The organism is Pseudoalteromonas sp. BDTF-M6 (assembly GCF_018334135.1).
In the GTDB taxonomy this organism is placed as follows: Bacteria; Pseudomonadota; Gammaproteobacteria; order Enterobacterales; family Alteromonadaceae; genus Pseudoalteromonas.
In genome coordinates this window covers 14,138-28,465 of the sequence record NZ_JAGXTQ010000004.1, presented here as the reverse complement: position 1 = coordinate 28,465, position 14,328 = coordinate 14,138, and the positions used below count along the sequence as shown (strand labels likewise).

Sequence of the window (14,328 nt, the reverse complement as noted above, 5' to 3'; positions counted from 1 at the left end):
ATGGCGGTGTCGAGCAGGTGAGAGTAGCACCTTGATATCAGTAATATAATTTAGTTCATGGAGTCGTAGCATGACGGATAAAAATGCGCAGCATCAAAAGCGCCAACAAAAAGTAAAGGCCGAAGTGGATAAGCGTATTGAGCAGGCGCAAACGGAGCAGGGCATATTGCAGGTGATCACCGGCAATGGCAAGGGCAAGTCGACCTCGGGCTTTGGTACCGTGGCACGCTGTGTCGGTCATGGGCAAAAAGCGGCGGTAGTACAGTTTATTAAGGGCCTGTGGGAGTGTGGCGAGCGCAACCTGCTGGAGCAGGTGGGGGTGCCCTTCGCGGTGATGAAAACCGGTTTTACCTGGGAGACGCAAAACCGTGAGGCCGACACTCAGGCGGCGCAGGCAACCTGGCAACAGGCCAAGCAATTTCTTGCCGATGAGAGCCTAGATCTGGTCCTGCTTGATGAGCTCACCTATATGTTGACCTACGACTATATCGATTTAGATGAGGTACTGGAGGCGCTGGCAAATCGACCGAAAATGCAATCTGTGATCGTCACCGGGCGCGGTGCCCATCGTCGTTTAGTGGAGCTTGCCGACACCGTCAGTGAGGTGCGCAATGTGAAACACGCCTTCGATGCCGGGATTAAGGCACGCGCAGGGTTTGATTACTAATGGCCATTTCTCGCTGGTTAGCGACCTTTACGGTGTTCTTTTTTGCCAGTACGGCTGCAAGTGAAGAGCCTACGGCGGTACAGCAGCGTATTGTCGCCCTTTCTCCCCATATAGTGGAAAACCTCTATGCCATAGGCGCCGGCGAGCACCTAGTGGCCAGCGTCGATCATGCCGACTACCCGGAGCAAGCCAAGGCCTTGCCTCGTGTCGGCGGCTATTACGGGGTGCAAATAGAGAAAATACTGGCATTAAAACCCACCTTGGTAGTGGTGTGGCAAGGCGGCAATAAGGCCGCCGATGTGGAAACCCTGGAACGCTTAGGGGTGCCCTTGTATATCAGTAACATACAAGGGGTGGAGGACATTGCCACCGAGTTGCGACAACTAGGAAAGCTCACCGGTAATGTGGCCCAGAGCGAGTGGGTGGCCGCACAATTCGAGCAAGGTTATGAGCGCTTGCAACACGATTATCAGCGCTCCGAGGAACAAAGACCCAAGGTGTTTTATCAGCTTTGGTCGGCGCCCATGATGACGGTCAATAACAACACCTTGATTGGCAAGGCGATTACCCTGTGTGGCGGCGAGAATGTGTTTGCCGATAACAGCACCGACTATCCGCAGGTAAGCGTCGAAAATGTCGCTCTGGCAAAGCCGGATATTATTGTTTTAAGCAGTGAAAAAAATGCCGCTGAACAGACCCAGCATTGGCAACAATGGGGCATGATCCCGGCGGTACAAAATAAAGCGATCCGCGCCATCGACGCTGATTTGCTGCATCGCTACAGCACCCGAATACTCGACGGTATTAGCAAACTATGCCTGGCTATTAATTCGTAATAAGGTGTTTTTAGCTTCTTCAGTTTCTTACAAGCCCAGCCCAACACGCTGGGCTTTTTTGTTTTCCTCCTCCTGGCAAGCCTCTGCACCTGTCTTTTTGCTCGAATAAAATCGATCCTTTGTGCATCCGCGAAAATCATTTATACTGTATTTATATACAGTATTTTTCAGGTGGTGTGGATGAACACAACTTTAGCAGCGATGCACCATCAAGGACTGATCTTCAGCGCTAATCAAGAGCGTGGCTGTGTGTCGGAGAAAGATGAGCCGTGCCTGAGCAGTGGCTTTTCGGCCCTGGATCGGCTGCTCGGCGGCGGGTGGCCGCACAGTGGGGTGATCCATCTGAGCAGTGAGCCGGCCATCGGTGAGTTTACCCTGCTACAGGGGGCACTGGTGAAGGCGCGTGAGCAAGGCCTAGTGGTGCTCATTAATCCGCCGGCGGAGCCCTGTATCCAATGGTTGCTTGCCCAAGGTGTTGCTCCTGCTCGCTTACTGATTTTACGCCCGCAAAGCACGGCGCACGCGCTGTGGGCCGCCGAACAATGTAGCCGCAGCAGCAGTTGCGCCTTGGTCTGGCTGTGGCATCAGGGCTTGTCTTTTACTCAGGCGCGTCGTTTTAGCCTGGCGTGCCAGCGCTCGCAGGCGCTCTTGGTGCTGGTGGATTATCAATGTCAAAGCTCGGCCTTACCGGTGCAATTAAGCATGCGTTTACAACAGCAGCAACAAGGGTTACAGATTACCTTATTGCGTCAACAGGGTCGTTTTGCCCGTGGCGAGGTGACCCTGAGCAAGGTGCAACTCTGGCCCTTTCTCCGCCATAGCCACAAAAAAATGGCATCATCTATGGCACAGCTGCAACCGGCTGCCCAGCACTGTGAGGTAGGGTAAATGTATTTGGCTGTGTATTGTGCGCACTTGCAATTGCAGCGTCGGCAGTTGCAGGAGCCGGCGGTCTTGGTGGCCAAAGAGCATGTGGTGCAAGTAAATGCTGCGGCGCAGCGTCTGGGTGTGCGCCTGGGCATGGGGCTGGCCAGTGCCGCAGCGCTGTGCGCCACCTTGCAAGTGTATCCCTATGAGCCTGAGTTGGAGCGGCAATTATTGCAAGAGCTCGCGGCGCACTGCTATCAAGTCTGTGGCGATATTATATTTGCCAGCAGTGATTGCCTGATCTTTGTGGCCACCAGTATGCGGGCGCTCTACCCTAGCAGTGAACAGCTTTTTCGCGCCTTAGAGCCAGTCATTCGTGCTTTTGTACCGCACTTTTATTATGCCTCGGGGGCGAGCATGGAGGCGGCTGAGGTGCTGGCCCGCGAAAGGTTGAACTTTATTAGTGATGATGCAAGCGTTTGCCAGCAGCACCTGGCTCGGGTTGGGATATCGAGTCTCTTGCTTGGAGCCGAGTATAAACAGCAATTGGCGCGCCTAGGAATTGAGCAAGTACAGCAGCTTCAGGCCTTACCCATACATCAGTTGCGTCAGCGCTTTCATTATGAAGTGGTGGATTATTTAACTCGCCTACAGGGGCAGTTGCCCCATGCGAGCCTGGCGAAAAAGTCGGGCTATTATCGCTTGTACCAACCGACACAGAGCTTTAGCGAGAGTCAGGAGCTGAATTTTGAAATCGATGACTGTGCGCGGTTATTGCTGCCGTTAACTCAGTTATGCGAGCGCCTGTGTCGCTATTTGCGTCAGCATCAATTGCATACTCAACGCCTCACTTTTAGCTTGTTTTTTCGTGAGCAACCAACACAGCAATTATTGTTAGACAGTGTTGAGCCTCAAGGGCAATTGGCTCCCTGGCTGGCCTTGCTGGACATTAAGTTGGCGGCTTTACACTTAGCAGCGCCGGTCATCGCCACCCGTTTACAGTGCGAGGAATTAGTCAGCGCCGACGGCCACAGCGAAAACCTTTTTGCCAAACGCCAGCAAGGGCTGGCTAAACAGCAATTGCTGAATATGCTCAATGCCCGTTTAGGGCAGCAGCACTGCTATCGTCTGCAACCGGGACGCGCTCATATTCCCGAATTTACTCAGGTGCAGGAGGACACCTTGCATCCTTATCAAGAAGATATGGCGGCATCGGCGCAGGCCCTATTGCGACCCAATTTTATGATCACGCCCACGCCTTTGCAGGAGCAATTATGTTTATTACGCGGCCCGGAGCGGATTCAAAGTCATTGGTGGCAGCGGGAGCAGTTAGAGCGCGATTATTATATCGCTGAAAACAGTCGCGGCCAGTTGTGCTGGGTGTTTAGGGATAAACACAAGGACTGGTTTATACAGGGGTACTTTGCCTGATGGCTGGCTCGTATAGTGAACTATTTTGTCAAAGCAACTTTAGCTTTTTAACCGGTGCCTCACACCCGGAAGAGCTGGTAGGCAGGGCGGCAGAGCTGGGTTACAGTGCCCTGGCCTTATGCGATGAATGCTCGGTCGCGGGGGTGGTCAGGGCACACAGTCACATCAAAGCGCATCAATTGCCCATTAAGCTGATTGTTGGCAGTTACCTTTGTTATGAGCAATTAGAGCTCGTGGTGCTGTGCCCCAGCAAGTCGGCGTACAGCCAGCTCTGTCGGGTGATCACCAATGCTCGCAGGCGCTGTGAAAAAGGCCGCTACCAACTCAGTGAATGGGATTTAAAAACCCTGAAGGGCTGCATCCTGATCTGGCTTGTACACGGGCGCAGTGAAGCAGCGAAAGCGGCGGATAAAAAGTGGGGACCCTGGCTGCAACGTCATTACGGCGAACACCTCTACTTAGGCGTGCGCCGCGAGCTCAATGGCTTTGAACCTGAGCAATTGGCCTATGTACGAACCCTGAGCCGGCAATGGCAGATCAAGGAAGTGGCGCTTGGTGCCGTGTTAATGCACACGCCAGAGCGTCTGCCTTTGCAGCATGTGCTCAGTGCCATTAAGCAAGGGCAAACCGTATCCTCGTTAGGTCAGGCGTTATTGGCCAATGCCGAGCGGGCTTTGCGCACTCAGGACAAGTTGGCGAAGCTCTTTAGTCCGGCCCAGTTGGCAGTGAGCGAACAAATCGCTAAAAGTTGCACCTTTAACCTGGATGAACTCAGTTATCAGTACCCTTACGAATTGGTGCCCTCAGGCATCAGTGCCAGCGAACATCTCAAATCTTTGGTTGAGCAAGGGGCACGGCAACGCTTCAATGGCGCGCCGCCGGCGGCGATTCAAGCCACCATAGATAAAGAGCTAACGCTTATCGCCGAGCAGGGGTATGAGCCTTTTTTTCTGACCATTGCCGATATAGTGCAATTCGCCAAAAGCCGTGACATCTTGTATCAGGGGCGCGGCTCGGCGGCGAATTCTGTGGTGTGCTATTGCCTGGAAATTACCGCCGTCGACCCAAGGCAGATAGATGTTTTGTTCGAACGCTTTATTTCCAAAGAGCGTAACGAGCCGCCGGATATTGATGTCGACTTTGAACACCAAAGGCGAGAGGAAGTGTTCCAATACATTTATCAAAAATATGGTCGTCAGCGCGCCGCCCTGGCCGCGACCGTGATCACCTATCGCTTAAAAAGTGCCATGCGCGATGTGGGTAAGGCCCTTGGTTTTAGTGATACTCAGCTCGATTACTACATTAAGCAGCTCAATCGCCGCCATGGTGGCGAGCAATGGCAGGCGCAGCTGATCCAGCTTGGTCTCGACCCGGAGGCGACCATCAATCAACACTTTTTCCGTTTAGTGGATGAAATCAAAGGGTTTCCTCGGCACCTGTCGCAGCATGTGGGTGGCTTTGTGATCTCCGAAGGACCACTGCATGAGCTGGTGCCCGTTGAGAATGCCGCCATGGCCGAACGGACCGTGATCCAGTGGGATAAAAACGATTTAGAAAGCCTGAAGCTGCTTAAGGTTGATGTGCTGGCCTTGGGCATGTTGAGCGCCATTCAACGTAGCTTTAAGCTATTAGAAAAGCACTATCAGCATACACTGAGCATTGCCGATATTACCCGCCTAGGGGATGATCCTCAGGTGTTTGCAATGCTGCAAAAGGCCGACACCGTTGGCGTGTTTCAAATCGAATCGCGGGCGCAAATGAGTATGCTGCCGCGCTTAAAGCCATGCTGTTATTACGACCTGGTGATCCAAATTGCCATCGTCCGTCCCGGGCCGATTCAAGGGGACATGGTGCATCCCTATTTACGCCGACGCGATGGTGATGAAGCGGTGGAATATCCCTCCAAGCAGGTGGAGCAGGTGTTAAAACGCACCCTCGGGGTGCCTATTTTCCAGGAGCAGGTGATCAAGGTGGCCATGGTCGCCGCCGGATTCAGTGGCGGCGAAGCCGATCAACTTCGCCGCGCCATGGCCAAATGGAAACGTGACGGCGAGCTCACCCAGTTCAAACAAAAACTGATCGATGGCATGCTGCAGCGCGGTTATGATTATCAATTTGCCGAGCGCATCTACCAGCAAATTTGCGGCTTTGGCGAGTATGGCTTTCCCGAATCCCACTCCGCCAGTTTTGCGGTCTTGGCCTATGTATCGGCCTATCTTAAATACTACTATCCTGAGGTGTTTTTTTGCGCCTTGGCCAACAGTTTACCCATGGGCTTTTATTCTCTCGACCAACTGGTGCAGGATGCTCGGCGTCACGATATAAACATACTGGCAGTGGATGTAAATCACTCCGCCTGGGAGCACCAGGTAATACGCCAGGGCGAGCACTTCGCCGTGCGTTTGGGTTTTTGCTGTATCAAGGGGTTCAGTGCGCAAAGTGCAGCCAAGTTGATTGCGCAGCGCCCCAAGTCGGGCTATCACAGCATTAGCGAGCTGTATCACCATGGCTTACTCGAAGGGGAGCTGGAAACGCTCGCCAGCAGCAATGCCCTGGCGGCCATTGCCAAGGACAGGTTTAACAGCCGCTGGCACATAATGGATAAGCAGCAGCGTTTACCTCTTTTTGCTGAGCAGGAAGCCGTCGAAGGGAAAGAAACACAGGCTGCCTTAGCGGCGCCCAGTGGCATACAGGATACCCTGGAAGATTACGCCAGCATGGGCGTGAACATGGGAGCGCACCCGTTAACCTATTTACGCCAACAAGGGATGTTTATCAATGCTAAGAAGGCCACCGAATTAAGCCAATGTCGCAATGGCGCCAGTGTCACCATCGCCGGTTTGGTTACCGGACGCCAGTCGCCGGGCAGTGCCGCGGGGGTGACCTTTTTAACCCTGGAAGACGATACCGGTAATATTAATGTGGTGGTTTGGCTGGCCACCGCCAAGGCACAGCAGAAGGCGTTTTTAACGGCGCGTCTGTTGGAGGTCAAAGGGGTGGTGGAGCATCATCAGGGGGTAGTCCATGTGATTGCCGGGCGCTTAATCGATCACAGCGATAAATTACCGGCTTTAATTCTAAAGAGTCGCTTTTTTCATTAGTAATAAAAATGGACTTCTTATTTTTTATTTAAAATATTTATGTGTGAGATTAAAAAATATCATTCTTTTAGGGCTGTGAAAAAAATTCAATCCCTGTTTAAATAACCTCACCCTTAGCCAATAGGCAAACGCGCCGTTTACGCGTACAATAGCGGCCTTTCATATCGACAATCACGTTGCACCTAGGAGACAGCATGTTAGAACGTAACATGAACATTGCAGACTTTGACCCAGAATTAGCCAATGCGATGAACGCAGAAGTAGCTCGCCAAGAAGAGCACATCGAGCTAATCGCCTCTGAGAACTACTGTAGCCCACGCGTACTTGAAGCGCAGGGTTCACAACTAACCAACAAATATGCAGAAGGCTACCCTGGTAAGCGTTACTACGGTGGTTGTGAGCATGTTGACGTGGTTGAGCAACTGGCCATTGACCGTGCTAACGAGCTATTCGGCACCGAGTACGCAAACGTACAACCGCACGCCGGTTCGCAAGCAAATGCTGCTGTTTTCCAGGCACTTCTTCAGCCACACGATACGGTACTAGGCATGAGCCTGGCGCACGGTGGTCACCTTACTCACGGTGCACACGTAAACTTCTCAGGTAAGATGTACAATGCAATCCAGTACGGTCTTAACGAAGCAACCGGCGAAATCGATTACGATCAGGTTGAAGCGCTAGCGCTTGAGCATAAGCCGAAAATGATCATCGGTGGTTTCTCTGCTTACTCAGGTATCGTTGACTGGAAACGTTTCCGTGAAATCGCCGACAAAGTAGGTGCTTACCTGTTTGTTGATATGGCTCACGTTGCCGGTCTTATTGCCGCTGGCGTATACCCAAGCCCAGTGCCTTACGCACACGTGGTAACAACCACAACGCACAAGACGCTAGCCGGTCCTCGTGGTGGTCTAATCGTGTCTAACTGTGGCGATGAAGAGATCTACAAAAAGCTAAACAGCGCCGTATTCCCAGGTGGCCAGGGTGGTCCTCTATGTCACGTAATCGCAGCTAAAGCGGTTGCTTTCAAAGAAGCACTGCAGCCTGAATTTAAAGCATACCAGCAGCAAGTTGTTGCTAATGCTCAAGCCATGGTTGAAGTACTACAAGAGCGCGGCTACAAGGTAGTATCGGGTAAAACCGACAACCACCTGTTCCTTCTTGATTTGATCGATAAAGACATCACGGGTAAAGATGCCGATGCCGCTCTTGGCAATGCCAACATCACGGTAAACAAAAACTCGGTACCAAACGATCCACGTTCACCGTTTGTAACCTCGGGTCTACGTATCGGTTCTCCGGCTATCACTCGTCGTGGTTTCAAAGAAGCCGAAGCGAAAGAGCTAGCGGGCTGGATCTGTGACGTACTTGATAACATCGACAACACAGATGTTCAGGCACAAGTGAAAGAAAAAGTGAAAGCGATTTGCGCTAAGTTCCCTGTTTACGCATAACAGTGTGAAATAGCTATTACACAAACATTTGTGTATGATAAAGGCCGCAATTTTTGCGGCCTTTTTGTTATCTACAGGAATCCCATTCACTATGCATTGTCCTTTCTGCAGCGCTAAAGACACCAAGGTTATTGATTCACGCCTGGTCGGTGGTGGCCACCAAGTTCGTCGTCGTCGCGAATGCAATGAGTGTCACGAACGTTTTACCACCTTCGAAGGAGCCGAGTTGGTGATGCCGCGCGTGATCAAGCGTGATGGTTCCCGTGAGCCTTTTAATGAAGACAAGCTGCAAAATGGCCTGCACCGCGCGTTAGAGCGTCGACCAGTAAAAACAGAACAAGTCGATGAAGTGGTGCATCAAATCAAGTCACAAATTCGCGCCACCGGTGAACGTGAAGTCAGTTCACAACTGATTGGCGAGTGCATTATGGAAGCGCTGAAAGGTTTAGATAAGGTTGCTTATGTGCGCTTTGCCTCCGTCTATCGCTCGTTTGAAGATATCCGTGAATTCGGTGAAGAAATCGCCCGCCTAGGAGATTAAGATGACCTTCAGTGCGGACGATAAGCGCTATATGCGCCGAGCCATTGAGCTTGCTTATCAAGGTCGATTCACCACCACACCCAATCCCAATGTCGGCTGTGTTCTGGTTAAAAATGGCCAAGTAATAGGGGAAGGTTTTCACCAACAGGCGGGTACTCCACACGCCGAAGTGCACGCCTTGGCGGCGGCGGGTGATAATGCCCAAGGCGCCACCGCCTATGTTACGCTTGAGCCCTGTAGTCATACCGGTCGCACCGGCCCCTGTGCCGGCGCCCTGATCAAGGCCAAGGTCGCGAAAGTGATCTGCGCCATGCAAGACCCTAATCCGCAGGTCAGTGGCCGCGGCATGAAGATGCTCGCCGAGGCGGGCATAGAGGTCGCATCCGGTTTGCTTGGTGAAGAAGCCGAGAAGTTAAACCTGGGCTTTTTAAAACGCATGCGCAGCGGACGTCCCTATGTCACCTGTAAGCTGGCCGCCAGCCTCGATGGTAAAACCGCTCTGGCCAATGGTGAGAGTAAATGGATCACCGGCCCCGAGGCGCGTAAAGATGTTCACCTATTGCGTGCCCAGCACTGTGCCATCTTAAGTGGTGCCGATACCGTGTTGATGGACGATGCCAAGCTTAATGTGCGCCTAGACGACAGCCAGCGTAGCGAATATGTGTTGCCACAGGTGCGTCAACCGCTGCGGGTGATCTTAGATAGCCGTTATCGGCTGACTCCGGATCTTGCGCTTTTTCAACAGCCAGGCAAGATATTATTAGTGCGCTCAAGCACAGCAGGTGTTAACCCCAAAGAGCTTGATAAACCGCCCGTGTGGCCCAACAATGTAACCGAGTTGGTGTGCGATGGCCTTGAAAATGGCCAGGTCAATCTCGATGCCTTGCTTGCACAGCTGGCGCAGAGCGAAATTAACTCCGTCTGGCTAGAGGCGGGCGCGACCCTGGCTGGTGCCATGGCACAGCAGCAACTCATTGATAGCTACATTGTTTATATTGCGCCAAAATTAATGGGCAGCGATGCCAAAGGGCTGTTAAATATGGGCCCATTTACGGCAATGGCGCAGGTGCCGACCATGCACTTTAGCGATATGACCCCAATTGGTGAGGATATTCGCCTTACCTTAGAGCAACTTAGAGTAGAATAGCCATGTTTACAGGCATTATTGAAGCAACGGGCACACTCAGCTCCCTCACCTTGGTTGATGGCGACCTTAGCGTGCGCGTACAAAGTGACAACTTAGACATGAGTGATGTGGCGCTTGGCGATAGCATCGCCACCAATGGCGTCTGCTTAACGGTCACCGAAAAATTCAGCGATGGCTTTAGTGCCGATGTGTCAAAAGAGACATTGTCACTGACCCGTTTTGCGCACTATCAGCGTGGCCAGCGGGTCAATTTAGAAAAGGCTCTACAGCCGATTTCGCGCTTGGGTGGACACTTGGTTTCCGGCCATGTGGATGGCATCGCCGAGGTGGTTAAGGTCAGCCCTAATGCCCGCGCCATCGAATATTGGCTGGCGGCGCCAGAAGCGCTGATGAAGTACATTCCCTACAAGGGCTCGGTGTGCATCGACGGCGCCAGTTTGACCGTCAATGAAATCGACGGTAACCAGTTTAAATTAACGATTGTGCCGCACACGCTGGCACAAACAACGATCGCCGAATTTCAGGTTGGCACTAAGGTCAATCTCGAGGTCGATCAAATAGCGCGTTACTTGGAGCGCCTTATTCAAGGAGCGCAAGCTCCGAAAGCAGAATCAACAGTATCCGAAAGCCTGCTCATTCAGGCTGGATTTATCAAATAACACATAATGGGCAATATATGAGTTTGAATAGCGCAGCGGAGATCATCGAAGACATTAAAAATGGCAAAATGGTCATCTTGATGGACGATGAAGATCGTGAAAACGAAGGCGACCTGATTATTGCCGCCGAGCACATCAGTGCTGATGCGATTAACTTTATGGCGACCTATGGCCGAGGCCTGATTTGCTTGACGCTGACACAGGAGCGTTGCGAGCAATTGGCCCTGCCGCTGATGGTTAAAAACAATGGCGCTCAGTTCTCTACTAACTTCACCATGTCTATCGAGGCAGCCAAGGGTGTGACAACCGGTATTTCCGCCGCCGACCGTGCCCGTACCGTACAGGCCGCCGTGGCCAAAGGCGCGGTTGCTGAAGACATAGTTCAGCCAGGTCATATTTTCCCGATTATGGCGCAGCCGGGTGGCGTATTAACTCGAGCCGGTCACACCGAAGCAGGCTGTGATCTAGCTCGTCTTGCGGGTCTTGAGCCTTCGTCCGTGATTGTGGAAATCCTTAATCCGGATGGCACCATGGCTCGTCGCCCGGAACTGGAAGTGTTCGCCAAAGAGCACGGCATTAAGATGGGCACCATTGCCGATCTGATTGAATACCGTAACCTTAATGAAACCACCATAGAGAAGGTGGCGCAGTGTAAGCTGCCGACTGAACATGGCGAGTTTGAGCTGGTGACTTACAAGGACACCATCGACGGCCAGTTGCACTACGCTATGGTGAAGGGCGAAATTACCGACCCAACTCTGGTGCGTGTACATCTGCAAAGCACCTTTAACGATATTCTGCTTTCCGATCGCGGTGCCGATCGCAGCTGGACGCTTTCCAAGGCCATGAAGTATATCGCCGAGCAGGGCGGGGTCTTGGTGATCTTAGGCAAACAAGAGTGCAGCGAAGACATCGAAGCCATGGTGAAGGCGTTTGCTATGGAAGACGAGGGTAAGCAGGCGAATCATCGTAAGATTCAAGGCACATCGCGTACCGTAGGTATTGGCTCACAAATCTTAGCGGATTTGGGCATTACCAAGATGCGCTTGATGAGTATGCCGAAGAAGTATCACGCGCTGTCGGGCTTCCACCTTGAAGTGGTTGATTACGTACAGCCAGAATAAGCAGCTATTTTTTTTCAGTTATGGTATGATGCGCGGCAATTTTGCGATACCCCTAGTTCGCCCCGCATCACGCGTTGGCAATATCAATTAAGGTTTATAGATGAAAATTATTGAAGGTAACAAGTTTGCACCGGGCAAAAAATTTGCCATCGTGATTTCACGTTTTAATGACTTCATTGGCAGCAGCCTACTTGATGGCGCGGTGGATGAGTTAAAGCGCACTGGCAACGTCAGTGACGACGACATCACCGTGGTTTATGTACCGGGCGCCGTTGAGTTACCGCTTGTGGCTAAACGCCTTGCCGCTAAAGGCGAGCACGATGCCATTATCGCTCTGGGCGTAATTATTCGTGGTGGCACACCACATTTCGACCTGGTTGCCGGTGAGTCGAACAAGGGTCTGGCGCAAGTATCGCTAGAATACGATGTACCGGTTGCTTTTGGGGTATTAACCACGGAAAGCATCGAGCAGGCCATTGAGCGTGCCGGTACAAAAATGGGCAACAAGGGTGGCGAAGCTGCACTAAGTGCCCTAGAAATGGTTAATGTTTTAGACAAAATTTAAGGGTTCACAGTGAAACCAGCAGCTAGACGCAAAGCGCGCGTATTGGCCCTCCAGGCCGTTTACTCTTGGCAAATGAGTGGCAATGCCATTGCCGACATCGAACAGAATATGTTGATTGAGAACGACGTATCTAAGGTCGATGTGGAGTATTTTAAAGATCTCGCACGTGGCGTGGCCGTTAACTTTAAACAGTTGGACACCATTTTAGCTCCGCACCTAACACGTCCATACGAAGACATTGATATGGTAGAGAAAGCCATTCTACGTCTGAGCGCTTACGAGTTAAAATTCCGTGAAGACGTACCTTATAAAGTGGCGATTAACGAAGGCATTGAATTGGCAAAAACATTTGGTGCCGATGACAGCCATAAATTCGTTAATGGCGTGCTTGATAAGGCGGTCAAGGAACTGCGTAGTTAAGTACCTGACAACAAGGAGAGCCGGCCCAGGCCGGCTTTTTTGTGTATGCAAGAATTTGAATTAATTAATCGCTACTTCAAAGGCCGTGGCATCACTCGTCGCGACGTCAATTTGGGGATAGGGGATGATTGCGCTATCGTCACCGTACCGGAGAACAGCCAATTAGCGGTGACCACAGACACCATGGTTTGTGGCGTACACTTCTTTGAGGACATTCCTCCACGGGCTTTAGGGCATCGCGCCATCGCCGTGAACCTCAGCGACTTGGCCGCCATGGGCGCCGAGCCGGCTTGGGTCTCGGTGGCTTTAACCTTGCCCCATGCCGATATGCAATGGCTGGAAGAGTTCACCGCGGGTATGCATGAAATTGCCGAGTATTTCAACGTGCAGATAATAGGTGGCGATACCACCCAAGGGCCACTTACGGTGACCGTCTGCGCCAAGGGTACGGTTCCTAAAGGTAAGGCCATTACTCGCAGCGGTGCCAAACCGGGTGACTGGATTTATGTCACCGGTCCGCTCGGAGATGCTGGGCTGGCGGTGGAAGCGCGTAAGCAACACCTCGACATCGACCCCGAGTGGCAAAAAAAATTAACTCATAAGCTTGAGTACCCAACGCCGCGCGTTGCCGCGGGGCAGGTATTGCGCGGTTATGCCAGTGCCGCCATCGATATCTCTGATGGTTTGCTGGCGGACTTAAAACACATCCTCGAGATGTCACAAGTCAGTGCCACCATACAGGCCGATAAGATCCCGACCACGGAAGCGTTCCGTCAAAGTATCCAAGGCGAGGCTAAGTGGCCTTATCTATTGGCGTACGGCGACGATTATGAACTTCTGTATACGGTACCGGAAAACCACAAGGCCATGCTTGATAACAAGCTCAATCAATATGGTATCGATGCCGTGTGCATAGGTCAGATCCGCGGTGGCGAAGGGAAAATCGACGTCTTTGATGGCGAGCACAAGCTCGATATCAGCGCCATGGGGTTTGAACACTTTGCCGAGGAAGACGCATGTTAAGCATGACCAGTAACACCTATAATCTGCGCCGCGGCCACCAGTTCTTTGGTCTTGGCTTTGGTCTTGGCTTAAGCCCGAAGGCGCCGGGCACGGTAGGCACCTTTGCCGCCTTGCCGTTTATATTTATGACCATGAACTTTCCGCTGTGGCTACAGCTGGTCTTTGCCGTGGTCATTTCTGTGCTGGGAATCTGGGCCTGTGGTAAAACCGCCGATGACTTGGGTGTACACGATCACCCGGCGATCGTTTGGGATGAAGTGGCCGGTTTTTATATCACCATGATAGGCGCGGCGCTGAATTGGCAAACCCTGGTGGTTGGCTTTTTATTGTTCCGCTTCTTTGATATTGCCAAGCCTGGCCCTATTCGCATGCTGGATAAGCGCTTGCATGGCGGATTGGGGATCATGGCCGATGATATTTTGGCCGGGATCTGCTCTCTCATTTGCCTACAGGCGTTAATTAAAGTAGGTTATTTGCCTGGACTATAAGTTTTGAA

Annotated in this window: 14 protein-coding genes; all 14 read left to right on the top strand. The window is 52.0% G+C overall.

The window, feature by feature from the left end; genetic code table 11:
• The first annotated feature begins 70 nt into the window (after positions 1 to 70).
• The 14 genes from cobO to KD147_RS09970 all read left to right on the top strand — a co-directional run bounded on the left by cobO (position 71) and on the right by KD147_RS09970 (position 14,320).
• On the top strand, positions 71 to 667 hold the full coding sequence (gene cobO, locus KD147_RS10035) for a cob(I)yrinic acid a,c-diamide adenosyltransferase (protein WP_105199726.1): 597 nt from the start codon (positions 71 to 73) through the stop codon (positions 665 to 667).
• Entirely contained in the window at positions 667 to 1,503 is an 837-nt protein-coding gene (locus KD147_RS10030) for a cobalamin-binding protein (protein ID WP_212547753.1), read from the top strand. The genes cobO and KD147_RS10030 overlap by 1 nt, the downstream gene beginning before the upstream one ends.
• Positions 1,504 to 1,683: 180 nt before the next feature.
• Complete coding sequence (locus KD147_RS10025; RefSeq protein WP_212547752.1) at positions 1,684 to 2,391, top strand: hypothetical protein; 708 nt, start codon at positions 1,684 to 1,686, stop codon at positions 2,389 to 2,391.
• Positions 2,392 to 3,801 (top strand): Y-family DNA polymerase, encoded by a 1,410-nt coding sequence (locus KD147_RS10020; protein WP_212547751.1) that lies wholly within the window; start codon positions 2,392 to 2,394, stop codon positions 3,799 to 3,801.
• A complete protein-coding gene (locus tag KD147_RS10015) occupies positions 3,801 to 6,902 on the top strand; it encodes an error-prone DNA polymerase (protein WP_212547750.1) in 3,102 nt (1,033 codons plus the stop codon). Before KD147_RS10020 ends, KD147_RS10015 begins: the two co-directional genes overlap by 1 nt.
• Positions 6,903 to 7,096: 194 nt before the next feature.
• On the top strand, positions 7,097 to 8,353 hold the full coding sequence (gene glyA, locus KD147_RS10010; RefSeq protein ID WP_105188125.1) for a serine hydroxymethyltransferase: 1,257 nt from the start codon (positions 7,097 to 7,099) through the stop codon (positions 8,351 to 8,353).
• A 91-nt stretch (positions 8,354 to 8,444) separates the two neighbouring features.
• Positions 8,445 to 8,894: a transcriptional regulator NrdR gene (gene nrdR / locus KD147_RS10005; protein ID WP_212547749.1), complete on the top strand. Its 450-nt coding sequence runs from the start codon at positions 8,445 to 8,447 to the stop codon at positions 8,892 to 8,894.
• Position 8,895: 1 nt separating this feature from the next.
• Entirely contained in the window at positions 8,896 to 10,041 is a 1,146-nt protein-coding gene (ribD, locus tag KD147_RS10000; RefSeq protein ID WP_212547748.1) for a bifunctional diaminohydroxyphosphoribosylaminopyrimidine deaminase/5-amino-6-(5-phosphoribosylamino)uracil reductase RibD, read from the top strand.
• A 2-nt stretch (positions 10,042 to 10,043) separates the two neighbouring features.
• Positions 10,044 to 10,700 (top strand): riboflavin synthase, encoded by a 657-nt coding sequence (locus KD147_RS09995; protein WP_105188122.1) that lies wholly within the window; start codon positions 10,044 to 10,046, stop codon positions 10,698 to 10,700.
• A gap of 17 nt (positions 10,701 to 10,717) precedes the next feature.
• Positions 10,718 to 11,824 carry a bifunctional 3,4-dihydroxy-2-butanone-4-phosphate synthase/GTP cyclohydrolase II gene (gene ribBA / locus KD147_RS09990; protein WP_212547747.1) on the top strand — a complete coding sequence of 369 codons (1,107 nt, stop codon included), beginning with the start codon at positions 10,718 to 10,720 and terminating at the stop codon, positions 11,822 to 11,824.
• Positions 11,825 to 11,924: 100 nt separating this feature from the next.
• A complete protein-coding gene (ribH, locus tag KD147_RS09985; RefSeq protein WP_105188120.1) occupies positions 11,925 to 12,389 on the top strand; it encodes a 6,7-dimethyl-8-ribityllumazine synthase in 465 nt (154 codons plus the stop codon).
• Between the two features lie 9 nt (positions 12,390 to 12,398).
• A complete protein-coding gene (gene nusB, locus KD147_RS09980) occupies positions 12,399 to 12,809 on the top strand; it encodes a transcription antitermination factor NusB (RefSeq protein ID WP_105188119.1) in 411 nt (136 codons plus the stop codon).
• Between the two features lie 45 nt (positions 12,810 to 12,854).
• Entirely contained in the window at positions 12,855 to 13,832 is a 978-nt protein-coding gene (gene thiL, locus KD147_RS09975) for a thiamine-phosphate kinase (RefSeq protein WP_212547746.1), read from the top strand.
• A 2-nt stretch (positions 13,833 to 13,834) separates the two neighbouring features.
• Entirely contained in the window at positions 13,835 to 14,320 is a 486-nt protein-coding gene (locus KD147_RS09970; protein WP_212548054.1) for a phosphatidylglycerophosphatase A family protein, read from the top strand.
• Positions 14,321 to 14,328: the final 8 nt, after the last annotated feature.

What these genes read in the sequence shown, in the direction of transcription:
- KD147_RS10030 (WP_212547753.1), top strand. Translation starts at nt 667, where the DNA reads ATGGCCATTTCTCGCTGGTTAGCGACCTTTACGGTGTTCTTTTTTGCC.
- KD147_RS09970 (WP_212548054.1), top strand. Translation starts at nt 13,835, where the DNA reads ATGACCAGTAACACCTATAATCTGCGCCGCGGCCACCAGTTCTTTGGT.
- ribD (WP_212547748.1), top strand. Translation starts at nt 8,896, where the DNA reads ATGACCTTCAGTGCGGACGATAAGCGCTATATGCGCCGAGCCATTGAG.
- KD147_RS10025 (WP_212547752.1), top strand. Translation starts at nt 1,684, where the DNA reads ATGAACACAACTTTAGCAGCGATGCACCATCAAGGACTGATCTTCAGC.
- nrdR (WP_212547749.1), top strand. Translation starts at nt 8,445, where the DNA reads ATGCATTGTCCTTTCTGCAGCGCTAAAGACACCAAGGTTATTGATTCA.
- ribBA (WP_212547747.1), top strand. Translation starts at nt 10,718, where the DNA reads ATGAGTTTGAATAGCGCAGCGGAGATCATCGAAGACATTAAAAATGGC.
- glyA (WP_105188125.1), top strand. Translation starts at nt 7,097, where the DNA reads ATGTTAGAACGTAACATGAACATTGCAGACTTTGACCCAGAATTAGCC.
- thiL (WP_212547746.1), top strand. Translation starts at nt 12,855, where the DNA reads ATGCAAGAATTTGAATTAATTAATCGCTACTTCAAAGGCCGTGGCATC.
- KD147_RS10015 (WP_212547750.1), top strand. Translation starts at nt 3,801, where the DNA reads ATGGCTGGCTCGTATAGTGAACTATTTTGTCAAAGCAACTTTAGCTTT.
- cobO (WP_105199726.1), top strand. Translation starts at nt 71, where the DNA reads ATGACGGATAAAAATGCGCAGCATCAAAAGCGCCAACAAAAAGTAAAG.
- ribH (WP_105188120.1), top strand. Translation starts at nt 11,925, where the DNA reads ATGAAAATTATTGAAGGTAACAAGTTTGCACCGGGCAAAAAATTTGCC.
- KD147_RS09995 (WP_105188122.1), top strand. Translation starts at nt 10,044, where the DNA reads ATGTTTACAGGCATTATTGAAGCAACGGGCACACTCAGCTCCCTCACC.
- KD147_RS10020 (WP_212547751.1), top strand. Translation starts at nt 2,392, where the DNA reads ATGTATTTGGCTGTGTATTGTGCGCACTTGCAATTGCAGCGTCGGCAG.